Origin of the sequence: Streptomyces sp. NPDC017225 (assembly GCF_044331465.1) — a bacterium.
GTDB lineage: Bacteria > Actinomycetota > Actinomycetes > Streptomycetales > Streptomycetaceae > Streptomyces.
The window spans coordinates 1-25,616 of the sequence record NZ_JBIRNE010000011.1 but is presented as its reverse complement, the minus strand read 5'-3'; the positions used below and the strand labels follow the sequence as shown (position 1 = coordinate 25,616).

Sequence of the window (25,616 nt, the reverse complement as noted above, 5' to 3'; positions counted from 1 at the left end):
CATTCCGCGTCCGAACATTTTGGGACATCACCGAACGGACGTACGGGCGACTTGCGGAGACCGGACATCCGCACAGGAAACACACCCTCCGCTCACAGGTTCGCCCCCGGCGTTCCGGGTCGCTCGGTCCGGGACAGGGAGCGGGTGAGGCGGTCGCGTGCCGTCCGGATCGCCTCCGTCAGCCCGTCCGGCTCCAGCACCTCGAAGTCGAAGCCCAGCATCATCAGGTGCACCACCATGACGTCCAGGCTCCCGGCCCCGGTGCGCAGGAGGCAGCTGTCCGGGCCCTCCGCCTCCAGTACCCCGGCGGTGGGCGAGATCCGCTCGGCGGCCTCCTGAAGGGGCGCCGGCAGCCGGACGACCGCGTGGGTGGCGTACGCGCGCGTGGAGACGCCCTCGGAGACGTAGGCGGCCAAATCCTCGGCGGGCGGTCGGCGCGCGACGAAGCGCGGGCCGTGCGGCGGCTTGGGCGTGACGCGGTCCACCCGGAACGTGCGCCAGTCCGCTCGGTCGAGGTCGAAGGCGACCAGGTACCAGCGGCGCTCGGAGCACACCAGCCGGTACGGCTCGACGGTGCGGCGGCTGTCGGTCCCGTCGTGGCCCCGGTACGCGAAGCGCAGCCGCTCCCCGTCGCGGCACAGGTTGGCCAGCTCGGTCAGGACCCCCGGGTCCACGGCCGAGGACTGGGGGCCGCGCAGCATCGGCACGGTGAAGGCGTTGAGGGCGCCCACGCGGCGCCGCAGCCGGCTCGGCAGCACCTGCTCCAGCTTGGCGAGGGCGCGTACGGAGGTCTCGCCGATGCCTTCGATGCCCTGCCCCGCGGCCGTGCGCAGCCCCACGGCGACGGCGACCGCCTCCTCGTCGTCGAGCAGCAGCGGCGGCAGCTCGGCGCCCGCGCCCAGCTGGTATCCGCCGCCTGTGCCGGGGCTGGCGTTGACCGGGTAGCCCAGCTCGCGCAGCCGGTCCACGTCCCGGCGCACGGTGCGCGGGGAGACGCCGAGGCGGTCGGCGAGGTCCGGGCCGGACCACTCCCGGTGGGCCTGGAGGAGGGAGAGCAGGCGCAGCAGTCGTGCCGAGGTCTCGAGCATGGCGCCGAGTCTGCCAGCGGTCGCGGACAGGGGGTGTCCGCGATCCGCGGTCGCTCCCGGCCCGGCGGCCGTCAGGGCCCCGCGGCCGTCAGGGTCCCGCGGCCGTCAGGGTCCCGCGGCCGTCAGGGTCCCGCGCCCGCGGCCGTCACAGCTCCAGCGGCGTGACCGAGAGCGACAGGTCGTTGTCCCGGGTGAAGTACGGCCCCGCCTCCACGGGACCGTGCGGCGTGCGCACACGCGCGCGTGGACAGGTGAGGAGCGGGTGCTTGTCGGCCACGTCGTCCAGCAGCCGCGCCAGACGCACGGCCGGCCCGTGCTCACCGGCGGGCCGCAGCCACAGGTCCCATTCGCCCGGCGTCAGGGTGTCGTAGGGCACGGTGAAGCCGAACTCCGCCCGGTCCGCCGCGACGTCCAGCAGGCGTACGCCGCCCTCCGGGGCGCCGGCCCGGGCCCGCAGCTCGGCGTGGGCGGCGGGGGCCGGCCTCGTGCCGTACACCCGTCCGCGTACGGTCAGCCCGCCCTCCGCGAGGCGGAGCTCCCCGGCCTCCGCGTGCGGGGCGCGCAGCCAGCTGCGGACGGTGAGGTTGCCCTGCCGGGTGGCGTACGGGATGCGGACGGCGACGTGGCCGAGCAGTCCGCCCGGGGCGCGGTCGGCGAGGGAGCGCAGGTCGGTGACGCCGGGCACCAGACGCCGCGGCTCGCCGTCGGACACGCGCGCGTAGGCGTCCCAGCGGCCCTCGGGCAGGGCCACACTGCTGGGCAGCGCGGCGCGCAGCCGGCCCTCGGCGGCCGGGGCGAGCGGCAGGCTGACCGTGTCGTCGGCGGCATCGGTGTCGCGGCGGCGCAGGATGAGGAGGGCCGCCCCGGTGTTCTCGGGCGCGGCGACGTCGAAGGTCAGACCTCCCGCGGAGTCGCCGATGCAGTCGGCGCGCAGCGGGGCGGCCGGTGGGGCCGGAGGCGTCATGCGGTGCGAATCCTCCTTGGGCTTTCTCGTCGTCCGGTGAGACCCGGAACCCCGCCTTCTGGTTGTCCGTGTCCGGTTGCGATGTGGTCACGACCGGAAGGCGGCGGGTCGACACGCCGGTTGGAGGTGGAGGAATCCAGCCGTTACCTCGGGTATCAGCCATTTCCGGACACCCACTTCATTCCCTGATTTCCTGATTTGTCGACCAGGCGGCGCGGCGATCCGTGACCCACTCGAGTGCCTCAACGGCCTTGCGCCCTCGCCGAGTTGACGTCCGGCGAGCGATGCGGGCCGACGGATGACCGCGCACGCCGGATGGTTCGATTCGGTTGGCCATGGGGCGTGACTCCCGCCACGGATCGCCCGTTGTCTTCTGCATGAGCCGGGGACCCGCCCGGACCACGGCCCGGGAGCCACCCGGTCCGGTCACGCACCGCATCCCGAGGGAGCCACCCGTGCCGCGCATGCTCGACGTCAGCGACGACGTACGCGCCGAGATCGGCGACGAAGAAGCCGACCGCCTGCTCGCCGGGGAGTCCGCCCCGGGCAGCTACGACTGCACGTCCTGTCGCACCCCGGGCGACTGCGCGCAGGAGCGCACCAGCACCGTTCTGTTCATCGGGGACGAGACCGCGGTGCTCGCCTTCGCCCACGCCGGATGTCTGCCCTCGCAGGTCGTCAAGGTCACCGAGGAACAGCTCCAGGGAGCCGTGAAGTCGATCAACTCGGACAACGCCCACTCCGGGCCCGGGCAGGCCGCGTCCGAGCAGGCTCCGTCCGAGGAGCTCGCACCCGAGCAGGCCGTGCTCGGCGTCACCAGCGGACTGATCCTGATCGCCGGAGAGCTCCACCCGGCCCTCGTGGTGGAGCCGACCGCCCCCATCGCCCGGCCCGGCACGGCCGGCGCCGGCGACGACTTCCTCCCGCTGCTCATCGAACAGGGCTTCATGCCGGTCACCGAGCTGACCACCGCGCCGGCCGTGCTGCACGGCTGGTCGGTGCTGCTCGCGATGGGCCAGCTGCACGCGGTGCTCCAGCCGGGGACGAGCGGCGGCCGGCCGGTGGCCTGGTGGCAGGCGCACCAGCCCCTCCAGGTCACCGAGGGCTGGCGCACGGCGGCCAACAAGCACCAGCAGGTGCTGCTGTTCGCGGCGCCCGTCGGGTCGATCGGACGGCAGCCGCGCGAGGACCTGCTGCGGGACGCGCTGGACAAGGCCGCGGCCAACGGGCAGCTGGTCGCCGCGGCGCTGCCGCTGGCCGGAACCTGAGCACCGTCAAAGCGGCTGCCGGACGGCCACCGCCTGGACCGCATCTCTTCCAGCGCGGTGTCGTTTGGACATACGTGTACGCATACGACGCCTTCCACCGCCAGGGCGGCCCCTCGGCCACGCCGATCTACGACGCGCTCTACGCCGAGTACGTCAGGTCCTTCCGATCGCTGCCGGGCGATCGCAGCGGCGAGGAGGAGCTGGGATTCACGGCCTTCCGGAGCATCCCGCGCAGCAGAGGCGCCTACAGCGCCTACAGCGCGGGGGCCCACAGCGCCCGCGTCGGCCAGCAGACGGTGTGGCAGCGCGTCGGCACGCACCATGTTCCGGCCGCACTGCCACCGGCCCCGCGCAGAGGCGCCTGACAGCGGCGACGTGAGTGACGAGGGAGGGCGACCCCGGCCGGGGTCGCCCTCCCTCGTCACTCACGTCGCTCTTGTCGCCGTGCCGACTACTTCTTCTTCGCGCCGCGCTTCTCACGCACCCGCACCGAGATGTGGATCGGCGTCCCGTCGAAGCTGAACTCCTCACGCAGCCGGCGCTCGATGAAGCGCCGGTAGCCCGCCTCGATGAAGCCGGAGGCGAAGAGCACGAACCGCGGGGGCTTGGTACCCGCCTGCGTACCGAACAGGATGCGGGGCTGCTTGCCGCCCCGCACCGGGTGCGGGTGGGCGGCGACCAGCTCGCCGAGGAAGGCGTTCAGCCGGCCCGTCGGGACGCGGGTCTCCCAGCCGGCCAGGGCCGTCTCGATCGCCGGGACCAGCTTCTCCATGTGCCGGCCGGTCTGCGCCGAGACGTTGACCCGCGGCGCCCACGCCACCTGGCCGAGCTCGGTCTCGATCTCCCGCTCCAGGTAGTAGCGGCGCTCCTCGTCGAGGGTGTCCCACTTGTTGTAGGCGACGACGATGGCGCGGCCCGCCTCGACGGCCATGGTGACGATCCGCTGGTCCTGGACCGAGATCGACTCGGAGGCGTCGATGAGGACGACGGCGACCTCGGCCTTCTCGACGGCGGCGGCGGTGCGCAGCGAGGCGTAGTAGTCGGCGCCCTGCTGGAGGTGGACGCGCTTGCGGATGCCCGCCGTGTCGACGAACTTCCAGGTCACGCCGCCCAGCTCGATCAGCTCGTCGACCGGGTCGCGGGTGGTGCCGGCCATCTCGTTGACGACGACCCGGTCCTCGCCCGCCACCTTGTTCAGCAGCGAGGACTTGCCGACGTTGGGACGGCCGATCAGCGCGATGCGGCGGGGGCCGCCGACGCCGGTGCCGAAGGTCTGGGCCGGGGCCTCGGGCAGGGCCTCCAGGACCCGGTCCAGCATGTCGCCGGTGCCGCGGCCGTGCAGCGCGGAGACCGGGGAGGGCTCGCCCAGCCCCAGCGACCACAGGTAGGCGGCGTCCGCCTCGCCGCTCTGGCCGTCCACCTTGTTGGCGCACAGCACGACGGGCTTGCCGGCCTTGCGCAGCAGCCGTACGACCGCCTCGTCGGTGTCGGTGGCGCCGACCTTGGCGTCCACGACGAAGACGACCGCGTCGGCGGCCTCGATCGCGTACTCGGCCTGCGCGGCCACGGAGGCGTCGATGCCGAGGACGTCCTGCTCCCAGCCGCCGGTGTCGACGACCTTGAAGCGGCGGCCGGCCCACTCCGCCTCGTAGGTGACGCGGTCGCGGGTGACGCCGGGCTTGTCCTCGACGACGGCCTCGCGGCGGCCGATGATCCGGTTCACCAGGGTCGACTTGCCGACGTTGGGACGGCCGACGACGGCGAGGACGGGCAGCGGGCCGTGCCCGGCCTCCTCGATCGCGCCCTCGACCTCCTCGGCGTCGAAGCCCTCTTCCGCGGCGAGCTCCATGAACGCCTCGAATTCGGCGTCGCCAAGCGCCCCGTGGTCGTGCTCCTCGCCCGAGCCCTCGGAGTGGATGTGGTCGTTCATGAAGTCCGTACCTCGTTCATCGTGGTGATCGTGGCGCGCCCTGTTTCGCCGGGTGGGCCACTACTCAGTGTCGCCTAGCGCCCGGTGAGGCGCCTGGCGTTTTCCAGGTGCGCGGTGAGCTGCTTCTGGATGCGTTCGGTCGCCTCGTCCAGTGCCTTGCGGGTCCGCCGTCCGCTGCCGTCGCCCGCGTCGAAGGGATCGCCGAAGACGACGTCGACGCGCGAGCGCAGCGGGGGCAGCGCCTTTATCAACCGTCCGGGCCGGTCGGAACTTCCCAGCACCGCGACCGGGACGATCGGGGCACCGCCGCGGACCGCGAAGTACGCGAGCCCCGCGCGCAGCGCGGCGAAGTCGCCCTCGCCCCGGGTGCCCTCCGGGAAGATGCCCAGCACGCCGCCGTTCTCCAGGACGCCCAGCGCCTGGGTGATGGCGGTGCGGTCGGAGGTCGAGCGGTCCACCTTCAGCTGGCCGATGCCGAGCAGGAAGGGGTCCAGCGGCCCGATGAACGCCTCCTTCTTGATCAGGAAGTGCGTCGGCCGGGGCGCCACGCCCATGACCATCGGGCCGTCGACGTTGTGCGAGTGGTTGACGGCGTAGATCACCGGGCCGGTCGCGGGCACCCGCCAGGCGCCCAGCACACGCGGCCGGAACAGCCCGTACATCAGGCCGACGCCGATGCGCCGCCCGATCTCGGCCCCTCTCTCGGAGGGCACGGAGGGTGCGGTCACTTCCCCGCCCGCTTCTCCTCGACGAGGGTGACGACACACTCGATGACCTGCTGGAGCGTGAGGTCGGTGGTGTCCACCTCGACCGCGTCGTCCGCCTTGGCCAGCGGGGAGGTCTTGCGGCTGGAGTCGGCCGCGTCCCGCTTGATCAGGGCCTCGCGGGTGACGTTGACGTCGGCGCCCTTGAGCTCTCCGCTGCGCCGGGCGGCGCGCGCCTCGGCCGAGGCGGTGAGGAAGATCTTCAGGTCGGCGTCCGGCAGCACGGTCGTACCGATGTCGCGGCCCTCGACGACGATGCCGAGCCGCGCGGCGGCGGCGATGGTGCGCTGCAACTCGGTGATCCGGGTGCGGATCTCCGGTACGGCGCTGACCGCGCTGACCTTGGAGGTGACCTCCTGGGTGCGGATCGGGCCGGCCACGTCCACGCCGTCGACCGTGATGGTCGGGCCCGCCGGGTCGGTGCCGGAGAGGATCTCGGGCTTGCCGGCCGCGGCGGCGATCGCGTGCGGGTCCTCGGTGTCGATGCCGTTGTTGACCATCCACCACGTGATCGCCCGGTACTGGGCGCCGGTGTCCAGGTAGCTGAGGCCGAGCTGCTCGGCGACGGCCTTCGACGTGCTCGACTTGCCCGTGCCGGAGGGGCCGTCGATGGCGACAATCACGGCCGGGGCGGTCGGGGCGGCGCCGTTTTCCACGAGGAGACACCTTCCTGGTGCGGTGCGGTGAGTGGTGTGCGGGACGCGAACGCGTCCCGCACAAGGTTACTGGCTCTCCGGGACCCGTCCGACAGCCGCCCGGAACCGGGGATCGGCGGCGGGACCCGGGGACCGCCCCGGGGCCCCCGGGACCACCCGCAGGACCCGGGGATCACTGCCGGATCGCCCAGCCCCGCTCCTTGAGGGCGGCCGTCAGCACGGAAGCGGCCTTCGGCTCGACCATCAGCTGCACCAGACCGGCCTGCTGACCGGTCGCGTGCTCGATCCGTACGTCCTCGATGTTGACCCCGGCCCGTCCCGCGTCGGCGAAGATGCGGGCCAGCTGGCCGGGCTGGTCGTCGATGAGGACGGCCACGGTCTCGTAGACGCGGGGCGCGCTGCCGTGCTTGCCGGGGACCCGCACCTGCCCGGCGTTGCCGCGCCGCAGCACCTCCGCGATGCCGGTGCCGCCCGCCCGGCGCTTGTCCTCGTCGGCGGACTGCAGGGCGCGCAGGGCCCCGACCGTCTCCTCCAGGTCGGCGGCGACGTCGGTGAGCAGGTCGGCGACCGGTCCGGGGTTGGCGGAGAGGATGTCGATCCACATCCGGGGGTCGGAGGCGGCGATCCGGGTGACGTCGCGGATGCCCTGTCCGCACAGCCGTACGGCGGCCTCCTCGGCGTGCTCCAGGCGGGCGGCGACCATGCTGGAGACCAGGTGGGGCATGTGGGAGACGAGGGCCACGGCGCGGTCGTGGGCGTCCGCGTCCATCACCACCGGCACCGCACGGCAGTGCGAGACCAGCTCCAGGGCGAGGTTCAGCACCTCGGTGTCGGTGTCCCGCATCGGGGTCAGCACCCACGGGCGGCCCTCGAAGAGGTCGCCGGTGGCGGCCAGCGGGCCGGACTTCTCCCGGCCGGACATGGGGTGGGTGCCGATGTACGCGGTCAGGTCGAGCCCCCGTGCCTCCAGCTCACGCCGGGGACCGCCCTTGACGCTGGCCACGTCGATGTACCCGCGGGCGGCGCCCCGCCCCATGGCGTCGGCGAGCACGTCGGCCACCAGGGCCGGCGGGGCGGCGACGATCGCGAGGTCGACCGGACCGTCCGGGGCCCGCTCGGTGCCGGCGCCCAGCGCGGCGGCCGTACGGGCCTGCTCGGGGTCGTGGTCGGCGAGGTGGACGGTGACGCCCCGCTGGGTCAGCGCGAGGGCGGCGGAGGTGCCGATGAGGCCGGTGCCGATGACGAGTGCGGTTCTCACTGGGCGATGTCCTTGCGCAGGGCCGCGGCGGCGCCGAGGTAGACGTGGGCGATCTCGGCACGGGGCCGGTCGGACTCGATGTGGGCGAGGATCCGGACGACGCGGGGCATGGCGCCCTCGATGTCCAGCTCCTGGGCGCAGATCAGCGGGACGTCGGTGATGCCGAGCTTGCGTGCCGCGGCGGCCGGGAAGTCGCTGTGCAGGTCGGGCGTGGCCGTGAACCAGATGCTGATGAGGTCGTCGCCGGTCAGGTCGTTGCGCTCCAGGAGGGCGGTCAGCAGCGCCGCGACCCGCTCGTCCATGTGCCCGGCTTCGTCCCGCTCCAGTTGGACGGCGCCCCGGACCGCTCGTACCGCCACGGCGATGCTCCTTGCTGACGTGCGTATCGGTTCTTGGTCCGTCCAGCGTAGTCAGCCCGCCGCGTGCCGGTCCGGGGCGCCCGTCTCCTGAGACGCTGGCACCGGCCGCGATCCCTCCCCTCCCCCGCGCCCCGGAGTGACGACATGCCCCACAGCCCGACACGCCGTACGGTCCTCCTCTCGACGGGCGCGGCGGCACTCGCCGTGGGCTGCGGCGGGGGAGGCGACGACGGCGACGCCTCGGCCGCGTCCCCCGGTCAGGAGCTGGCACCGACGAGTGACATCCCGGTCGGCGGCGGCAAGGTCTTCGCGGACGAGAAGATCGTGGTGACCCAGCCGGAGCAGGGTGAGTTCAAGGCCTTCTCGGCGGTCTGCACGCACCAGAACTGCCTCGTGTCGGACGTGCGGGACGGCTCCATCGACTGCGCCTGCCACGGCAGCAGGTTCAGCATCACCGACGGCGCGGTGGAGCAGGGCCCGGCGACCAGGCCGCTGCCCGAGGAGCGGATCGCGGTTCAGGGGAATTCGGTCCGCCTGGCGTGAGCCGCCCGCGTACGCTCCGGGCATGGACCCCGGGACCCTGGTACGCGACCACACGATCTACGCCTGTGTCATGGGTTCGCGCGCCTTCGGTCTGGCGACGGAGGACAGCGACACCGACCGCCGGGGCGTGTTCCTCGCGCCCACTCCCCTGTTCTGGCGCTTCGAGAAGCCGCCGACGCACGTGGAGGGCCCGGCCGAGGAGCAGTTCGGCTGGGAGTTGGAGCGCTTCTGCGAACTGGCCCTGCGCGCCAACCCGAACATCCTGGAGTGTCTGCACTCGCCGCTCGTGGAGTACGCCGACGACACGGGCCGCGAACTGCTCGCCCTGCGCGACGCGTTCCTCTCCCGCCGGGTCCACACGACGTTCACCAGGTACGCGCACGGTCAGCGTCGCAAGCTGGACGCCGACGTCCGCGCGCACGGCGCTCCGCGCTGGAAGCACGCGATGCACCTGCTGCGGCTGCTGATGTCCGCCCGCGACCTGCTGCGCACGGGCACGCTCACCATCGACGTCGGCGACCGGCGCGAGTCACTGCTCGCCGTGAAGCGCGGCGAGGTGCCCTGGCCGGAGGTCGAGTCCCGGATGACCCGCCTGGCCGAGGAGGGCGAACAGGCCGCCCGGAGCGGTCCACTGCCCGAGGAGCCGGACCGGCGCCGCGTCGAGGACTTCCTCGTCCGCACGCGCAGCGCCTCAGCCCTCCGCGCCCTCCAGACGGATCCGTACGACGAAGTCGTGCAGGGCGTCGTACGCGGTGGGGGCATCGGGCAGCACTGACGCCGCCTGCGCCTCGTCCAGTACACCGTGCAACCGCTCCACGTCGGCGCGCACCCGCGCGTGGTCGACGCCTGCGGCCCCGTGCTCACGCTCGGCCTTGGCGGCGATCAGCTCCGGCAGGTGGGCCGGGGCGGCGTCGACCTCTTCGAGGAGCGTGGGCAGATGGGGCCGCACCTCGCCGGCGCGCATCAGGTGGATGCCGGTGAGCAGCACCCGGAAGGTGTACAGCAGCGGCTTGAGCTCGCCGCTCTTCTCGAACAGCCGCCACTGCGTCTGCGCGAACCCCCGGTAGTGGTGGGCGTGGTGGCTGGTGAGGACGCCCGGCGCGAGGGCGGCCAGCTCGCGGTGCGCCTCGGTGGTGTGCACGACCAGCGGGGACAGCAGCTGCTCCAGCACATAGCCGTTGCGCCGCAGCATCAGCCGTACGAACTTGCGCAGGTCGTGTGTGACCAGGTCCATCTCGACGCCGTCCCGGTCCCACATCCGCGACCTGGTCTCCTCCGGCTCGCGCAGCCCGACCAGGTCGGCGGCGGGCAGCAGGTGGACGCCGCGCAGGTCGACGTCCGAGTCGCGGGAGGGGAAGCCGTAGAGGTGGGCGCCGGAGACGGTGGCGAACAGCACCGGGAAGGGCTGCTCGGCCACCACCGGGGCCAGGTCGATGTCCAGGGCGTCGATCACGCGCTCAAGCGTCCCAGAGCGCTCCGAGGGCGAGCAGGTCGCCCCGGTACTCGATGCGGTCGGCCCACTCGGCCGGCCAGGCGTCGGTGCCCAGGTGCGCGCCGGCGAAGGCGCCCGCGAGGCAGGCGATGGAGTCGGAGTCGCCCGAGGTGCAGGCGCCCCGGCGCAGGGCGGTCAGCGGCTCGTCGACGAAGAGCAGGAAGCAGAGCAGTCCGGCCGCCATCGCCTCCTCGGCGATCCAGCCCTCGCCGACCACCAGACAGGGGTCGGTCTCCGGCGAGACGGTGCGCACCGCGTGCTGGAGGCGGTCGAGTATCGCCAGGCACTCGTCCCAGCCGCGGGCGATGAAGTGCTCGGGCGTGGGGTCCTGGGCGCGGGTCCACAGGCCGCCGAGCCAGCGCTCGTGGTAGCGGGTGCGGTTGTCGTAGGCGTACGACCGCAGCAGCCCGACCAGCCCGGTCGGCTCGGCGCCCTCGGCGAGCAGCCGGACGGCGTGCGCGGTGAGGTCAGAGGCGGCGAGCGCGGTGGGGTGTCCGTGGGTGAGCGCGGACTGCAGCTGGGCGGCTCCCGCCCGCTGTTCGTCGCTCAGGCCGGGGACGAGTCCGACCGGCGCGACGCGCATGTTGGCGCCGCAGCCCTTGGAGTGGACCTGGCTGGCGTCCTGCCAGGGGCGGTCAGGGCGCTCCAGGAGGCCGCAGGCCGTGAGGCAGGTGTTGCCCGGGGCCCGGTTGTTCTCCGGCGACCGGTTCCAGGCGACGAACTCCTGCCGTACGGGCTCGGCCATCGCCTCGGGCGCGAGGACGCCGCGGTCCATGGCCGTCCGCAGCCCCTTCCCGAGCGCCAGCGTCATCTGGGTGTCGTCGGTCACGATCGCGGGCCGGGGCAGTTCCATCTCCCGCCAGGGGCCGCACTTGGCGAGGATCGCCGGGACGTCGTTGAACTCGGTCGGGAAACCCAGCGCGTCCCCGAGGGCGAGGCCGGTGAGCGCCCCGGTGGCGGCGCGCTTGGTGACGGTGGTCGTGGTCATGCGGGGCGTCCTTCCCGAGGGGTGCGGAGCAGGGGCGGGTACAGGGTGGTGGCCGGCCCCGCGCGGTACAGCGCGGCCGGTTTGCCACGGCCGCCGGTGAGGCGGGCGGCGCCCGGGACGGGTTCGACGAAGCCCGGGGTGGCGAGTACCTTGCGGCGGAAGTTGGGCCGGTCCAGGGCCGTGCCCCACACCGTCTCGTAGACCTGCCGCAGCTCGCCGAGCGTGAACTCGGCGGGGCAGAAGGCGGTGGCCAGGCAGCTGTACTCCAGCTTGGCGCCGACGCGTTCCCGGGCGTCGGCCAGGATCCGGTCGTGGTCGAAGGCGAGGTCGCGGGCCTTGTCGTACGGCGCCCAGCGGGCCTCCGCCGCGTCGCCGCCGCCGCGCGGTTCGGGAGCGTCGGGCAGCAGGGCGGCGAACGCGACCGACACGACCCGCATCCGGGGGTCGCGGCCGGGCTCGCTGTAGGTCCGCAGCTGCTCCAGGTGCAGTCCGCTCACGTCGGACAGGCCGGTCTCCTCGGCCAGCTCCCGGCGGGCCGCCGTCTCCGCCGACTCGGACGGCAGCAGAAAGCCGCCGGGCAGTGCCCAGCGGCCGGCGTACGGCTCCTGCCCCCGCTCGACGAGCAGTACGTGCAGCGCGTCCGCGCGGAGCGTGAGGACGGCGAGATCGACGGTGACGGCGAAGGGTTCGAAGGCGTACTTGTCGTAGCCGTGCACAGCCACCCACCCCCTTAATAGTCACTCAGACTATAAAGGGGGTGGGTGGCCCGTCACAACCCTCGGAGGGAACCGGCGGCCTAGAGCTCGACCTCCTGCATCAGCATCCCGACCTCCGTGTTGGACAGCCGGCGCAGCCAGCCCGACTTCTGGTCGCCCAGGGTGATCGGGCCGAAGGCGGTGCGCACCAGCTTGTCGACGGGGAAGCCCGCCTCCGCCAGCATCCGGCGGACGATGTGCTTGCGGCCCTCGTGGAGGGTGACCTCGACCAGGTAGTTCTTGCCGGTCTGCTCCACGACCCGGAAGTGGTCCGCGCGCGCGTACCCGTCCTCCAGCTGGATGCCGTCCTTGAGGCGCTTGCCGAGGTCGCGCGGGATCGGGCCCACGATGTGCGCGAGGTAGGTCTTCTTCACGCCGTACCGGGGGTGGGTCAGGCGGTGGGCCAGGTCACCGTGGTTGGTGAGCAGGATGACGCCCTCGGTCTCGGTGTCGAGCCGGCCGACGTGGAAGAGCCGGGTCTCGCGGTTGGTGACGTAGTCACCGAGGCACTGCCGGCCGTCCGGGTCCTCCATGGTGGAGACGACACCGGCGGGCTTGTTGAGCGAGAAGAACTGGTACGACTGCGTCGCGACGGTCAGACCGTCGACCTTGACCTCGTCCTTCTCCGGGTCGACCCGCTTGCCCTGCTCGAGGACGATCTCGCCGTTGACCTCGACCCGGGCCTGCTCGATCAGCTCCTCGCAGGAACGCCGGGAGCCGTAGCCCGCGCGGGCGAGGACCTTCTGCAGCCGCTCGCCCTCCTGCTCCGCGCCCGGGAAGGTCTTGGGCGGCTTGACGTCCTTCTTGCCCGCGTACCGCTCCCGGTTGCGCTCCTCGGCCCGCGCCTCGTACTCGCGGGACGTGGCAGGGACCGAGCGCCCCCGCTGCAGGGGCTTCTTCGGCCCGCCCTTGGCGCCGCCGCGGGCCGCCGGGCCGCGGCCCGACTTCGGGCCCTCGTGGGTGGCGCCGGGACCCACGTCGTAGCGCCGCTCCTCGGGGCGCGGGTTCTTCGGACGGCCGCCCTGCCTGTCGTCGCGGTCGCCACCGGCGCCGCGGGGGTTGCCGCGGCCTCCGCTGCTCTGGCCGCGGGGGTTACCGCGGCCACCGCTGCTCCCGCCGCGGCCGCCGCTGTTGCCACCACGGCTCCCGCCGTTGTTTCCGCTGCTGTTCCTGCCGCTGCTGCTTCGCATCAAAGTTCCGTATTGTCGTCTGCGTCCTCGGAATCCGGGGCGTCCGGATCGAACGACGGGACCCCTTCCAGTGTCTCGGCCTCGATCGCCGCCGCCTCCGGGAGGAAGGGCGCGAGCTCCGGGAGCTCGTCCAGGCCGCGCAGGCCCATCCGCTCCAGGAAGTAGTTCGTCGTCTCGTACAGGATCGCACCTGTTTCGGGTTCCGTGCCCGCCTCCTCCACCAGACCCCGTTGCAGGAGGGTGCGCATCACGCCGTCGCAGTTCACTCCGCGCACCGCGGAGACGCGGCCGCGGCTGACCGGCTGGCGGTAGGCGACCACCGCGAGGGTCTCCAGCGCGGCCTGGGTGAGGCGGGCGTTCCGGCCGTCCAGGACGAAGCCCTCGACGGCCGCGGCGTACTCGGGACGGCTGTAGAAGCGCCAGCCGCCCGCGATCAGGCGCAGCTCGAAGCCACGGCCCTGGACGGTGTACTCGTCGGCCAGCTCGCGCAGCGCGTCGGCGATCTGCCGCCGGGGCCGCTGGAGTATCCGGGCCAGGTGCTCCTCGGTCGCGGGCTCGTCGACGACCATGAGGACTGCTTCGAGGGCGGGCCCCAGTTCGAGGCCGGCGACGGCCTCCGGCCCGCCCATGGTCTCCGCGGTCTCCTCACTCACGCCTTCCGCTCCTCCTCGGTCTTCTCCGGCGGCCGGTCGAACTCGTCGGTCACCACGGGCTCGGTGTCCCCGTTCCCGCCCGTCCAGCGCACCAGCAGGTCGCCGAGCGCGGTCTCCTGGTCCAGCTCGACGGCCTTCTCCCGGTACAGCTCCAGCAGGGCGAGGAAGCGGGCGACGACGGTCAGCGTGTCCTCGGTGTCCTCGACCAGGAGGCGGAAACTGGCCTGTCCCAGCTCCTTCAGGCGGGCGACGACGATCCCGGCCTGCTCCCGCACGCTGACCAGGGGCGCGTGGATGTGTTCGACGTAGACCTGCGGCTTGGGCTTGGGCTGCATCGCCTTCACGGCGAGCTTGGCGAAGCCCTCCGGCCCGATGCTGATGACGACCTCGGGCAGCAGCTCGGCGTGGTGGGCTTCCAGGCCGACGGTACGGGGGTAGCGGCGGGCCTCGGCCTCGAGCCGCTCGTTGAAGATCTCCGCGATCTGTTTGTACGCGCGGTACTGAAGCAGCCGCGCGAAGAGCAGGTCGCGGGCCTCCAGCAGCGCCAGGTCGGCCTCGTCCTCCACCTCGGCGGCGGGCAGCAGCCGGGCCGCCTTGAGGTCGAGCAGGGTGGCCGCGACCACCAGGAACTCGGTCGTCTCGTCGAGGTCCCAGTCCGGTCCCCTCGCCCGGATGTGCGCCATGAACTCGTCGGTCACCTTGGACAGGGCGACCTCGGTGACGTCCATCTTGTGCTTGGAGATCAACTGGAGAAGCAGGTCGAAGGGCCCCTCGAAGTTGGCGAGCCGCACCTTGAAGACACCGTCGCCGCCGTCGTCGGGCACACCCTCAAGGAGCGCTCCGGGCGCCTCGGGCGGGCGCTCGCCCCCGGCTCCTCCTCCCGGCGGGCCCGGCGCCGCTCCGACGGCCTGGGACGCCACGGCGGGCATCTGCGACGCGGGCTCCGGCCCGGGTGCCGTGCGCGAGGTCTCCGCGGGGGCCGCCTCGTCCCACGACGAGGGCGCCCGAACCGTGGTTTCCGACGGCCTCCCGGATGCCGTCCCCACGACCGCGGGTCCGGAGGGCTCGTCGGCGGACGGATCCGCCTCGGGAGCCCGGGGCGCCTCGGGGCGCTGCGGAACCGGCGGAGCCACCCGCTCCCCCGGTCCTCTTCCCAGCGCACGCCGACGGCCGGCGCGGGCGCCGGGGCGGGGGGTGTCGTTCGAGGTCATGGCCCCCGCAGGCTACCGCTACCGTCCGCGCAGCCGTCGTACGAGGATGCTGGCGTCCCCGCGGGTCTCCAGGTCGGCCAGGACCACGGCGACCGCCTCGCGGACGATGCGGCCGCGGTCGACGGCCAGTCCGTGCTCGCCCCGGAGCACCAGGCGGGCGTGCTCCAGGTCCATGAGTTCCTCGGCGGAGACGTACACGGTGATCTTCTCGTCGTGGCGCTCACGGCCGCTGGGGCGGCGCGAGGGGGAACGTCCTCGCTTGCGCGGCTGGGCGGTGGCAGAACCTTCCTGCGCGCCCGCACCCGGCCCGGAGCCCCGCGCGGAGCGCTCCGCGCCCCGGCTGCGCGACTCGCCCGCCGAGCCCGGTTCCGCGTCCGCCGCGGCGTGCTCCGTGCCCTCGCCGTCGCCGCCCTGCGCGGGCACCGACTGCGGCGCGTCCTCGGCGGCGGCCTGGTCGCTCTCCCCCGCCGGCGCCGGCACCCGGGCTTCGCCGCCCGCCGGTCGCCGCGGGGAGGACGCCTGGAGCGCCATTCCCCCTGTCGTACGGAAGAGTTCGTCGGCCCCCGGCAGACTCACTCGGCGTGACACCGGGCGAGCACCTCCCTGGCGAGCTGGCGGTAGGCGGCGGCACCGACGGAGTTGGAGGCGTACGTGGTGATCGGCTCACCGGCGACCGTGGTCTCCGGGAAGCGGACCGTGCGCCCGATGACCGTGTGGTAGACGTGGTCGTCGAACGCCTCGACGACACGCGCGAGCACCTCACGGCTGTGCACCGTGCGCGAGTCGTACATCGTGGCGAGGATGCCGTCGAGCTCCAGGTCGGGGTTGAGCCGCTCCTGGACCTTCTCGATCGTCTCGGTCAGCAGCGCCACACCGCGCAGCGCGAAGAACTCGCACTCCAGCGGCACGATCACCTTGTGAGCGGCCGTCAGCGCGTTGACCGTGAGCAGGCCGAGCGAGGGCTGGCAGTCGATCACGATGTAGTCGTAGTCGTCCATCAGCGGCTTCAGCGCCCGCTGCAGCGTGGACTCGCGCGCGACCTCGCTCACCAGCTGGACCTCGGCCGCCGACAGGTCGATGTTGCTGGGCAGCAGGTCCATGTTGGGGACCGCGGTCTTCAGCAGCACCTCGTCGGCCGCCATGCCCCGCTCCATGAGCAGGTTGTAGACGGTGAGGTCGAGCTCCATCGGGTTGACGCCGAGACCGACCGACAGCGCGCCCTGCGGGTCGAAGTCGACGAGCAGCACCCGGCGTCCGTACTCGGCGAGCGCGGCACCCAGGTTGATGGTCGACGTGGTCTTGCCGACGCCGCCCTTCTGGTTGCACATCGCGATGATCTTCGCGGGGCCGTGATCGGTCAGCGGGCCCGGGATCGGGAAGTAGGGCAGCGGACGCCCGGTCGGACCGACGCGCTCACGGCGCTGACGGGCCGCGTCGGGCGCGAGCGTGGCGGCGTACTCGGGATCGGGTTCGTACTCCGCGTCCGGGTCGTAGAAGTGCCCCTCGGGCAGTTCGTCGTAGTCGGCGAAGTGGTTGCGGGACGCGCCACTTCCGTTGCCGGCCATGGCGTTCACGTGTTGGCCATCCATACTCATGTGTGCTGTCTGAGTTGCCTGCGGACTCTGGTGGGCTGCGAAGGTGCGTACAGCGACGGAGCCGACAGCCTCGAGACGCCCCGGGCTGTGGACCCGCGCAGGCATTCCTGGTTGACCACCCCCGGGAGTAAATGTCGACTCATTCACAAGTCGTCTTACCTCCTTGGTGACCAGGAAACTTCTAGACAGGTCAGCGTGGCACCATGCCGACGTTCGGCGACTCTATGGCGTGTCGGCCGTCCGCAGCAACACAATCCGCCGGACCCGGCCTGATGTGTCGGCGCTGAAACAACCCTCTGTCAAGGGCGTAGGACCGTCGCACAGCAGGTTTCACCGGTGCGCGAATCGGTTGAAGCGTTACGTTCGAGGCGAGTTGGCCGAGAATCGCAAAGTGACCATACACACACCCGGCCGGACCTTGTCGGGCAAGGTCCGGCCGGGTGTGCGCGGTTGACGGCGACAGTTGACGTATCGCCTTTTCCGGTTGATGACTTAGCCGACTTGCCGTCCGTCGACGAGGGCCGGCGACAACGGCCGACGGCCGACGGCGGCTGGTGCAGGTCTCAGGCGAGCAGGGAGGCCAACTCCACGTGCTCCAGGCCGTGCGCCTGGGCGACCTCCTTGTGAACGACCTTGCCGTCATGGGTGTTGAGGCCCTTGGCCAGCGCGGGGTCGCGGCGCAGCGCCTCGGCCCAGCCGCGGTCCGCCAGTTCCACGATGTACGGCAGCGTGGCGTTGGTCAGCGCGTAGGTGGAGGTGTTCGGCACCGCGCCGGGCATGTTGGCGACGCAGTAGAAGACCGAGTCGTGGACCGGGAAGGTCGGCTCGGCGTGCGTGGTCGGGTGGGAGTCCTCGAAGCAGCCGCCCTGGTCGATCGCGATGTCGACAAGAACACTCCCGGGCTTCATCCGGGACACCAGCTCGTTGGTGACCAGCTTCGGGGCCTTGGCGCCCGGGATCAGCACGGCACCGATCACCAGGTCGGCCTCCAGGCAGGCCTTCTCCAGCTCGAAGGCGTTGGAGACGACGGTCTGGATCTTCGTGCCGAAGATCTTGTCGGCTTCCTTGAGCTTGTTGATGTCCTTGTCGAGCAGGGTCACGTGGAAGCCCATGCCGATGGCGATCTGCGCCGCGTTCCAGCCGGAGACACCGCCGCCGATGACGACGGCCTTGCCGGCCAGCACGCCGGGGACGCCGCCGGGCAGCACACCGCGGCCGCCGTTGGCTGCCATCAGGTGATAGGCGCCGACCTGGGGGGCCAGCCGGCCCGCGACCTCGGACATCGGGGCCAGCAGCGGCAGCGCGCGGCTGGGCAGCTCGACCGTCTCGTAGGCGATCGCGGTGGTGCCGGACTCGACGAGCGCGTCCGTGCACTCCTTGGAGGCGGCCAGGTGCAGGTAGGTGAAGAGCGTCTGGTCCTTGCGGAGGCGGTGGTACTCCTCCGCGACCGGCTCCTTGACCTTCAGCACCAGGTCGGCGGTGGCCCAGACCTCGTCGGCGGTGTCGAGTATCCGCGCGCCGGCGGCGACGTACTCGGCGTCCGGGATCGAGGAGCCGACGCCGGCCTCACGCTCGATGACGACCTGGTGACCGTGGCGCACCAGCTCGTGCACGCCGGCGGGGGTGATGGCCACCCGGAACTCGTTGTTCTTGACCTCGCGGGGGATACCGACCTTCACGTCGATCACGGTCCTTGGCTCAGAGGATGGGGCTATTCATACACATACCCGCGCACGCGTGGGCACAACGGGAGACACCGCGAGAACGTGCGGCAGAGCCAGTCTAATGAAGGTGTTCTCTCTGTCTAGCCTTTCAAAGCGTCAATCTTCAGACGATGCGCTGCGGATTTCGCAGGCTTCGGCGGGATCTTCCTTCAACATGTGGTCCGCCGTGTTCCGGTGCAGGCCGGCCGCCGTGTGATCGCCGAGGCGGTCGAGCGTGTCGGCGAGCCGCAGGTGCAGCGCGGCCTGGAGCCGGACGTCGTCGGCCCGGCGGGCCCGGTCGACGGCCTCCTGGCAGGTGCGCAGCGACTCCTCGGGGCGCCCGGCGTACTCCTGGACGCGGGCCAGTTCGCTCAACGCCCGCGCGTGCGCGGCCCCGTCGCCCGCCCTGCGGTATCCGGCGACCGCTGCGCGCCAGCACCGCAGCGCCTCGCCGTAGCGGCCCGCGTAGGTGTGGGCGGTGGCGATGCGGCCGTAGACCCGGGCGGCGTCGGCCCGCTCGTCGCGGGCGAGCCGCTGGGCCAGGGCCCGGCCGAACCAGTCGGCGGCCCGGTCGTAGTCGCCGAGCTCCAGATGGGCGCCGCCCACGGATTCCATCGCGCGGCCGGTCGCGTACGGGTCGTTCGCCTCGCGTCCGGCGTCCAGCGCGGCGCGGTAGCGCACCAGGGCCTCGGCGGTGCGGCCGGTGCGGGCGTCCAGGTCGGCCAGGTTCAGCAGCGCCGCCGCCTTCTCCCGGGGCAGCTCGCGGCGCTCGGTCACGTCCAGGACGAGGCGGTGGACCCCGTACAGGTCGGGTGCCGCCGCCTGGGTGCCGAAGTGCGCGACCATGGCCCGCACCAGCTGGGACAGCAGTCTCCGGGCGAGGGTGTCCAGCTCCCCGTCGGCGACCGCGAGCCGGGCCGCCGCCAGCAGCGCCGGCCGGCGGACCCGCAGCCAGTCGGCGGCGGCCCTCGGGGTCGGAAAACGCAGGGCGCGCGGCATGTCGAGGAGCTTCTCGCGGGCCTGCGGGCTGTCGGTCTCGGTGACCGCCCGGCAGGACTGGAGCAGCCGTACCGTCCGCTCCAGCATGCGGGCGCGGGCGAGCTGGAGCTCGGCGGGCCGGTCGTGGGTCTCGGCGAGGGCCGCGAGCCGGCCGTGCAGGCACCCGGGCACCTGGTACTCGGGCAGCGGGGAGTCGACCGCGCGCAGTATGCCGAGGGCGACGAAGTCGTCCAGGGTGGTGCGGGCGCCGTTCACGGAGCAGCCGGCCAGCGCGGAGGCGGTGTGCGGGTCGACCAGGCCGGCGGGGGCGAGGGAGAGCAGCCGCAGCATCCGGGCGGCGGTGCTGGGCAGCGAGGCGTAGGTGAGGCGGAAGACGCGGCTGAGCGGGGTGCCCTCGTCGCCCTCCGTGTGCACGTGCTTGGCGAGGTCGGCGACGGCCGCCTGGGGGCGGGCGGCGAGCCAGCCGCCGGCCAGGGTCAGCGCGGCGGGCTGGGCCTGGCAGACCTCGACCAGCTGCTCGGCGGCCCGGGGGTCGACGGTGATGCGGACCGAGCCGGTGTGCCGGGACAGCAGCTCCACGGCCGACTTGGTGTCCAGGCCCCCCAGCGTGCAGGGGCGGACGTCGGCGATGCCGGTCAGCGGGCCCTGGGCGACGGCGACGGCCAGGCAGTCCGGGGCGTCCGGCAACAGGGCGTCGACCTGCTCGGCGTCGGCCGCGTCGTCGAGCAGGAGCAGGACCTTGCGGTCGGCGAGGGCGGCGCGCAGGGCCTCGGTGAGGTCGTCCTCGCCGGCGCCGGGCGGGGCCGGGGCGTTCAGCTCGGTGAGCAGTTCCCGGGCGAGCCGCCCGACGGGCACGCGTGTGCCGTCCGGTTCGCTCAGCCGGGCGCGCAGCACACCATCGGGGTAACCGTCCGCGACCTGCGCGACCAGCTCCTCGGCGAGCGCGGTGCGGCCGGAGCCGGGCCGGCCCGCGATGAGCAGCACGCGTGCGCGGGGGGCCTTGCGGCCGGAGAGGGTGTCCAGGCCCGCGCGCTCGATGTCGGCGCGCAGCTCCTTCAACTCCCGGGTGCGGCCCAGGAACCGATTCTCCTCAGCAGAGTCCTCCGACAGCCGTACGCCGTCCGTGTCCACCGCCTGATCCGTCACGGGCCACACTCCCGATCCCACCGCACGCCGGCGCCCGCCGGAACCCCGGTTCGGGCGTTTCCAGAGCCTAGTTCACGCTCTGCTACGTTCCCGGCGGAGCGCGGCGGGCACATCCCCCGATCGGATCAACCGATGGTCACACCGTGCCGGACGCGGAGTGGGTCAGGCCTCGAACGGACGCGCCGGCCACGGGGCCTGGGCGGGGCGGAGGGCGTCGAGCCCGTCGCCCTGCTCCGCCGCCACCAGTGACAGCACGCCCACGACCAGGCAGTTGTTGTGCAGATCGCCCGCGAGCACGCCCCGGACCAGGTCCGCGACGGGCACCCGGGCCAGCTCCATGTCGGCCTCTTCGTCCTCGACCTCGAAGCGCTCGCCCTCGACCTCGGACAGGTCCCGGGCGAGAAAGATCCGTACGGCCTCGTCACAGCCGCCCGGGGTGGTGTAGACGTCGGTCAGCACCCGCCAGTCCTCGGCCTTGACGTGCGCCTCCTCGTACAGCTCGCGCTGCGCGGCGTGCAGCGGGTTCTCGCCGGGGACGTCGAGCAGACCGGCCGGGATCTCCCACAGCTTCTCGCGCACGGGGTGCCGGTACTGCCTCAGGACCAGGACCCGCCCCTCGCCGTCCAGGGCGAGGACGGCCACGGAGCCGGGGTGGACCTGGTAGTCGCGGGACACCACGGAGCCGTCGGGCATGACCACGTCGTCCGTGCGGACGGAGGTCTTCTTGCCCCGGAAGGGCGTCTCGGTGCCCCGGACCTCCCATTCCTCGGGGATGTCCTTGATCGTGCTGCCCGTCATGCCTGACCTGCCCTTCCAGACGTACGCGAAAAGCCGGGGCCCGCGCCGTCGATCGCGCGCGCCCCGGCCACCGTACAACTGGTGTGTTACTTCGACGTCTTCCGCTCGACCGCGGCCTTGACCAGCCCGGCGAAGAGCGGGTGCGGGCGGGTCGGGCGCGAGCGCAGCTCCGGGTGGGCCTGCGTGGCCACCAGGTAGGGGTGGACGTCGCGCGGGTACTCGACGTACTCGACGAGCTTGCCGTCCGGGGAGGTGCCCGAGAAGAGGATGCCGGCCTTCTTCTCCAGCTCCGCGCGGTAGGCGTTGTTCACCTCGTAGCGGTGGCGGTGCCGCTCCTCGACGTACTCCTTGCCGTCGTAGACCTCGCGCACGATGGAGCCCTCGGCCAGCTTCGCCGGGTACATGCCGAGCCGCATGGTGCCGCCCATGTCGCCCTCACCGGCCACGATGTCCAGCTGCTCGGCCATGGTGGAGACGACCGGGTGGGCGGTGGCCGGGTCGAACTCGGTGGAGTTGGCGTCCGAGACGCCGGCCAGGTTGCGCGCGGCCTCGACCACGATGCACTGCAGCCCCAGGCACAGGCCGAGCAGCGGGATCCTGTTCTCGCGGGCGTATTTGATGGCGCCGACCTTGCCGGTCACGCCGCGCTCGCCGAAGCCGCCCGGGATGCAGATGGCGTCGACGTCACCGAGCTGCGCCTCGGCGCCGGCCGGGGTCTTGCAGTCGTCGGACGTGACCCACTTGATCTTCACGCGGGCCTTGTTGGCGAAGCCGCCCGCACGCAGCGCCTCGGTGACCGACAGGTAGGCGTCGGGCAGGTCGATGTACTTGCCGACCAGGGCCATGGTGATCTCGTGGTCGGGGTTGTGGACGCGGTCGAGCAGGTCGTCCCAGGTCGTCCAGTCCACGTCGCGGAACGGCAGGTCCAGCTTGCGCACCACGTAGGCGTCCAGGCCCTCGGTGTGGATGACCTTGGGGATGTCGTAGATCGAGCGGGCGTCGGGGCAGGCCACCACGGCGGCCTCGTCGACGTCGCACATCAGGGAGATCTTGCGCTTGATCGCGGTCGGCACCTCGCGGTCGCAGCGCAGCACGATCGCGTCCGGCTGGATGCCGATGTTGCGCAGCGCCGCGACCGAGTGCTGGGTCGGCTTCGTCTTCAGCTCGCCGGACGGGCCGATGTACGGCAGCAGCGAGATGTGGACGACGAAGACGTTGTCGCGGCCGACCTCGTGCCTCACCTGGCGGACGGTCTCCAGGAACGGCAGCGACTCGATGTCGCCCACCGTGCCGCCGACCTCGGTGATCACGACGTCCACCTCGTCCGTCGCCATACGGCGGATGCGGTGCTTGATCTCGTTGGTGATGTGCGGGATGACCTGGACCGTGTCGCCCAGGTACTCGCCGCGCCGCTCCTTGGCGATCACCGTGGAGTACACCTGGCCGGTGGTGACGTTGGCGGAGCCGTCGAGGTCGCGGTCGAGGAAACGCTCGTAGTGGCCGATGTCCAGGTCGGTCTCGGCGCCGTCGTTGGTGACGAACACCTCACCGTGCTGGAACGGGTTCATCGTGCCAGGGTCGACATTGAGGTACGGGTCGAGCTTCTGCATCACGACGCGCAGACCCCGTGCCTTGAGCAGCATGCCGAGGCTGGAGGCGGTCAGCCCCTTGCCGAGCGAGGAGGCGACACCCCCGGTGACGAAGATGTGCTTGGTCGTCGAAGCTGTGCTGTTTCGAAAAGCAGCGGGCGGCATGGCCAAGAGGGGGCTCCCGTGGTCGCGGTCTGGGGTGCGCTGCGCTCGTCGTCCGACCCGGTCGTCCCGGGTTGTCGTCGGCGGCGCCGTCGCTGCGGTTCCGGGGTTCTTCTCCCACCGGTCCACGGGCTACCAGCGTATCAGCGCCTCGGGGCGGCGGCTTCCGGCCACCCTCCGCGCACGCTCCGGCACTCAGACGCGCGGCTCACCGTTTCGTCACCCGGTGGTCACCCTTTCGGTGGACCCGGGTTGCCCGGAGCGGCACACAGATCATCTACGTGCGTCGTATCCTGCTCGGACGTTCGCTGCCGAGCCCACCCCGGCGACATGGCACCACCCCTCGCCCGTCAGCACCGGAACAACGAGAGCTCGTCAGTTCGTTGAGCAACAATTGACGTTCGCGGCACAGCGTTTGGCTTCACGGCCGGACGGCTGCTTTGCTTCATGGCTCAACGACGCATGACACCACCCCTTGACCGCACCAGCGACCGCCCCCATGCGGGGTGACGTGGCCGTTCGACTGGAGTTGCACGTGGCCGGGCGCATCGAAGACTACGCACTCATCGGAGACATGCAGACCGCCGCCCTGGTCTGCCGGGACGGCACAGTCGACTGGCTGTGCCTGCCCCGCTTCGACTCGCATGCCATCTTCGCCGGTCTGCTGGGCACCGGGGAACACGGATTCTGGCGGATGGGTCCCGCCTACGCCCCCGGAGCCGAACCGCCCACCGCGGACCGGCGGACCTATCGCGGCGACTCACTGATCCTGGAATCCGAGTGGGACACCCCGCGCGGCACGGTCCGGGTGACCGATTTCATGCCGCCACGCGACGGCGCGCCGCAGCTGATCCGGATCGTGGAGGGCGTCTCCGGCCGGGTGCCGATGCGCTCGGAGCTGCGGATGCGGTTCAGCTACGGCCGCGTGGTCCCGTGGGTGCACAAGCACGAGGGCCGTACAGTGGCCGTCGCGGGCCCCGACTCCGTGTGGTTCGACACAGAGGCCGAGACCTACGGCAAGGCGCTCACCACGTACGCGGACTTCACGGTCACCCCGGGTGACCGGATCGCGTTCACCATCTCCTGGGAGCCCTCGCACAAGGAGCCGCCGCCGCTGCCGGAGCCGGAGCAGTCCCTGGAGGCGACGGAGGACTTCTGGCGCGACTGGGTCGAGCACTGCACGTACCACGGGCCCTACCGGGAGGCCGTGGTCCGCTCCCTGATCACGCTGAAGGCCCTTACGTACGCCCCCACCGGCGGCATCGTCGCCGCGCCCACCACCTCCCTGCCGGAGGACATCGGCGGCGTCCGCAACTGGGACTACCGCTACACCTGGCTGCGCGACGCGGCGATCACCCTCTCCTCGCTGCTGCGCACCGGCTACCGCGAGGAGGCCCGCGCCTGGCGCGAGTGGCTGCTCCGCGCGGTCGCCGGCGACCCGGAGAACCTGCAGATCATGTACGGCATCGCCGGTGAGCGCGAGCTCGGCGAGGCGGAGCTGGACTGGCTGCCCGGCTACGAGGGCTCCACACCGGTCCGGGTCGGCAACGGCGCGGCCCACCAGCTCCAGCTGGACGTCTACGGCGAGGTCACCGAGGCCCTGCACCTGGCCCACATGACGGGCCTGTCCCGCAACGACTACGCCTCGGTCCTCCAGCTCAAGCTGATCCGCTACCTGGAGGACCACTGGCAGGAGCCGGACGAGGGCATCTGGGAGGTGCGCGGCCCGCGCCGCCACTTCGTGCACTCCAAGGTGATGGCCTGGGTCGCCGTGGACCGCACCATCAAGCTGATCGAGTCCGGCGACGCCGACGGCCCGCTGGAGCGCTGGAAGCAGCTGCGCGACGACATCCACCGCGACGTGTGCGAGAAGGGGTACGACAAGGAACGCAACACCTTCACGCAGTCCTACGGCTCACGGGAGCTGGACGCCTCACTGCTGCTGATCCCGCAGATGGGCTTCCTGCCACCGGACGACAAGCGGGTCATCGGCACCATCGAGGCCATCCAGCGCGAGCTGTCCACGTCGGACGGCTTCATCCTGCGCTACCCGACGGAGGGCGGCAGCGAGGGCGTCGACGGCCTGCCCGGCGACGAGGGCGCCTTCCTGGCCTGCTCGTTCTGGATGGCCGACGACCTGGCGATGATCGGCCGCGTGGACGAGGCCCGCAGGCTCTTCGAGAAGCTCCTCTCCCTCCGCAACGACCTGGGCCTCCTGGCCGAGGAGTGGGACCCCCTCCTCCAACGCCAGGTCGGCAACTTCCCCCAGGCCTTCAGCCACGTACCACTGATCGACACGGCACTGCGCCTGACGGCCAGCGGGGCGTACGGAGGCTGACGGCCACGGTTGCCCGCAGTCGCCGCTGCGGGCAGTCGTGCCGGTGCCGCTGCGGGCAGTCGTGCCGCTGGGGCGGCACGGGTGGGCGATGGTGGGGGTCCCGTGGGCGGGGGGGGGGGGGGGGGGGGGCCCGCCCGCCCCCCCCCCCCCCCCCCGGGGGGGGGCGC

Annotated in this window: 24 protein-coding genes; 5 read left to right on the top strand and 19 right to left on the bottom strand. The window is 72.3% G+C overall.

Annotation, left to right across the window (positions count from 1 at the left end; all coding sequences use genetic code 11):
• Window positions 1-92 precede the first annotated feature (92 nt).
• A complete protein-coding gene (locus ACH4NX_RS23330) occupies window positions 93-1,088 on the bottom strand; it encodes a helix-turn-helix transcriptional regulator (protein ID WP_398129896.1) in 996 nt (331 codons plus the stop codon).
• A gap of 145 nt (window positions 1,089-1,233) precedes the next feature.
• Window positions 1,234-2,052: a hypothetical protein gene (locus ACH4NX_RS23325; RefSeq protein WP_398129897.1), complete on the bottom strand. Its 819-nt coding sequence runs from the start codon at window positions 2,050-2,052 to the stop codon at window positions 1,234-1,236.
• 455 nt (window positions 2,053-2,507) lie between these two features.
• Between ACH4NX_RS23325 and ACH4NX_RS23320 the strand changes: the two genes are divergently transcribed.
• Window positions 2,508-3,320, top strand: a complete 813-nt coding sequence (locus tag ACH4NX_RS23320) for a hypothetical protein (RefSeq protein ID WP_351397265.1) — start codon at window positions 2,508-2,510, stop codon at window positions 3,318-3,320.
• 74 nt (window positions 3,321-3,394) lie between these two features.
• On the top strand, window positions 3,395-3,685 hold the full coding sequence (locus ACH4NX_RS23315) for a hypothetical protein (protein ID WP_279563524.1): 291 nt from the start codon (window positions 3,395-3,397) through the stop codon (window positions 3,683-3,685).
• Between the two features lie 86 nt (window positions 3,686-3,771).
• Here ACH4NX_RS23315 and der read toward each other — a convergent pair whose 3' ends face one another.
• The 5 genes from der to aroH all read right to left on the bottom strand — a co-directional run bounded on the left by der (window position 3,772) and on the right by aroH (window position 8,287).
• Entirely contained in the window at window positions 3,772-5,250 is a 1,479-nt protein-coding gene (gene der / locus ACH4NX_RS23310; protein ID WP_351402065.1) for a ribosome biogenesis GTPase Der, read from the bottom strand.
• Between the two features lie 74 nt (window positions 5,251-5,324).
• A complete protein-coding gene (locus ACH4NX_RS23305; protein ID WP_398129906.1) occupies window positions 5,325-5,912 on the bottom strand; it encodes a lysophospholipid acyltransferase family protein in 588 nt (195 codons plus the stop codon).
• Between the two features lie 62 nt (window positions 5,913-5,974).
• The gene (gene cmk / locus ACH4NX_RS23300; protein WP_351402068.1) at window positions 5,975-6,670 is read right to left on the bottom strand and encodes a (d)CMP kinase; all 696 of its coding nucleotides are present in this window, start codon (window positions 6,668-6,670) and stop codon (window positions 5,975-5,977) included.
• Window positions 6,671-6,842: 172 nt separating this feature from the next.
• A complete protein-coding gene (locus ACH4NX_RS23295) occupies window positions 6,843-7,928 on the bottom strand; it encodes a prephenate dehydrogenase (protein ID WP_351402070.1) in 1,086 nt (361 codons plus the stop codon).
• Window positions 7,925-8,287 carry a chorismate mutase gene (gene aroH / locus ACH4NX_RS23290; RefSeq protein WP_351402072.1) on the bottom strand — a complete coding sequence of 121 codons (363 nt, stop codon included), beginning with the start codon at window positions 8,285-8,287 and terminating at the stop codon, window positions 7,925-7,927. Before aroH ends, ACH4NX_RS23295 begins: the two co-directional genes overlap by 4 nt.
• A gap of 144 nt (window positions 8,288-8,431) precedes the next feature.
• Between aroH and ACH4NX_RS23285 the strand changes: the two genes are divergently transcribed.
• Both ACH4NX_RS23285 and ACH4NX_RS23280 read left to right on the top strand, forming a co-directional pair.
• Window positions 8,432-8,830 (top strand): Rieske (2Fe-2S) protein, encoded by a 399-nt coding sequence (locus ACH4NX_RS23285; RefSeq protein WP_351402074.1) that lies wholly within the window; start codon window positions 8,432-8,434, stop codon window positions 8,828-8,830.
• 22 nt (window positions 8,831-8,852) lie between these two features.
• Window positions 8,853-9,605 carry a DNA polymerase beta superfamily protein gene (locus ACH4NX_RS23280; protein ID WP_351402076.1) on the top strand — a complete coding sequence of 251 codons (753 nt, stop codon included), beginning with the start codon at window positions 8,853-8,855 and terminating at the stop codon, window positions 9,603-9,605.
• On the opposite strand, the gene ACH4NX_RS23275 is transcribed toward ACH4NX_RS23280, so the two are convergent.
• The 12 genes from ACH4NX_RS23275 to ACH4NX_RS23220 all read right to left on the bottom strand — a co-directional run bounded on the left by ACH4NX_RS23275 (window position 9,522) and on the right by ACH4NX_RS23220 (window position 23,114).
• Window positions 9,522-10,283 carry a DNA polymerase beta superfamily protein gene (locus ACH4NX_RS23275; RefSeq protein WP_398129898.1) on the bottom strand — a complete coding sequence of 254 codons (762 nt, stop codon included), beginning with the start codon at window positions 10,281-10,283 and terminating at the stop codon, window positions 9,522-9,524. The two genes, ACH4NX_RS23280 and ACH4NX_RS23275, sit on opposite strands and share 84 nt — an antisense overlap.
• A gap of 4 nt (window positions 10,284-10,287) precedes the next feature.
• The gene (locus ACH4NX_RS23270) at window positions 10,288-11,310 is read right to left on the bottom strand and encodes an ADP-ribosylglycohydrolase family protein (RefSeq protein ID WP_398129899.1); all 1,023 of its coding nucleotides are present in this window, start codon (window positions 11,308-11,310) and stop codon (window positions 10,288-10,290) included.
• Window positions 11,307-12,026: an NUDIX domain-containing protein gene (locus tag ACH4NX_RS23265; RefSeq protein ID WP_351402098.1), complete on the bottom strand. Its 720-nt coding sequence runs from the start codon at window positions 12,024-12,026 to the stop codon at window positions 11,307-11,309. Before ACH4NX_RS23265 ends, ACH4NX_RS23270 begins: the two co-directional genes overlap by 4 nt.
• An 80-nt stretch (window positions 12,027-12,106) precedes the next feature.
• Window positions 12,107-13,255, bottom strand: a complete 1,149-nt coding sequence (locus ACH4NX_RS23260) for a pseudouridine synthase (RefSeq protein ID WP_398129900.1) — start codon at window positions 13,253-13,255, stop codon at window positions 12,107-12,109.
• Window positions 13,255-13,908: an SMC-Scp complex subunit ScpB gene (gene scpB / locus ACH4NX_RS23255; RefSeq protein ID WP_398129901.1), complete on the bottom strand. Its 654-nt coding sequence runs from the start codon at window positions 13,906-13,908 to the stop codon at window positions 13,255-13,257. Before scpB ends, ACH4NX_RS23260 begins: the two co-directional genes overlap by 1 nt.
• Window positions 13,905-15,119: a segregation/condensation protein A gene (locus ACH4NX_RS23250; protein ID WP_351402083.1), complete on the bottom strand. Its 1,215-nt coding sequence runs from the start codon at window positions 15,117-15,119 to the stop codon at window positions 13,905-13,907. Before ACH4NX_RS23250 ends, scpB begins: the two co-directional genes overlap by 4 nt.
• Window positions 15,120-15,137: 18 nt before the next feature.
• A complete protein-coding gene (locus ACH4NX_RS23245; protein WP_398129907.1) occupies window positions 15,138-15,695 on the bottom strand; it encodes a hypothetical protein in 558 nt (185 codons plus the stop codon).
• A complete protein-coding gene (locus ACH4NX_RS23240) occupies window positions 15,692-16,819 on the bottom strand; it encodes a ParA family protein (RefSeq protein ID WP_345593135.1) in 1,128 nt (375 codons plus the stop codon). The genes ACH4NX_RS23245 and ACH4NX_RS23240 overlap by 4 nt, the downstream gene beginning before the upstream one ends.
• 458 nt (window positions 16,820-17,277) lie before the next feature.
• The gene (gene ald, locus ACH4NX_RS23235) at window positions 17,278-18,402 is read right to left on the bottom strand and encodes an alanine dehydrogenase (protein WP_351402087.1); all 1,125 of its coding nucleotides are present in this window, start codon (window positions 18,400-18,402) and stop codon (window positions 17,278-17,280) included.
• Window positions 18,403-18,534: 132 nt separating this feature from the next.
• Window positions 18,535-20,562 carry a tetratricopeptide repeat protein gene (locus ACH4NX_RS23230; RefSeq protein ID WP_398129902.1) on the bottom strand — a complete coding sequence of 676 codons (2,028 nt, stop codon included), beginning with the start codon at window positions 20,560-20,562 and terminating at the stop codon, window positions 18,535-18,537.
• 162 nt (window positions 20,563-20,724) lie between these two features.
• The gene (locus ACH4NX_RS23225) at window positions 20,725-21,360 is read right to left on the bottom strand and encodes an NUDIX hydrolase (RefSeq protein WP_351402091.1); all 636 of its coding nucleotides are present in this window, start codon (window positions 21,358-21,360) and stop codon (window positions 20,725-20,727) included.
• A gap of 86 nt (window positions 21,361-21,446) precedes the next feature.
• On the bottom strand, window positions 21,447-23,114 hold the full coding sequence (locus tag ACH4NX_RS23220) for a CTP synthase (protein ID WP_351402104.1): 1,668 nt from the start codon (window positions 23,112-23,114) through the stop codon (window positions 21,447-21,449).
• 532 nt (window positions 23,115-23,646) lie between these two features.
• Here ACH4NX_RS23220 and ACH4NX_RS23215 point away from each other — a divergent pair.
• Window positions 23,647-25,449 (top strand): glycoside hydrolase family 15 protein, encoded by a 1,803-nt coding sequence (locus tag ACH4NX_RS23215; RefSeq protein WP_351402093.1) that lies wholly within the window; start codon window positions 23,647-23,649, stop codon window positions 25,447-25,449.
• The last annotated feature ends 167 nt before the right edge of the window (window positions 25,450-25,616 follow it).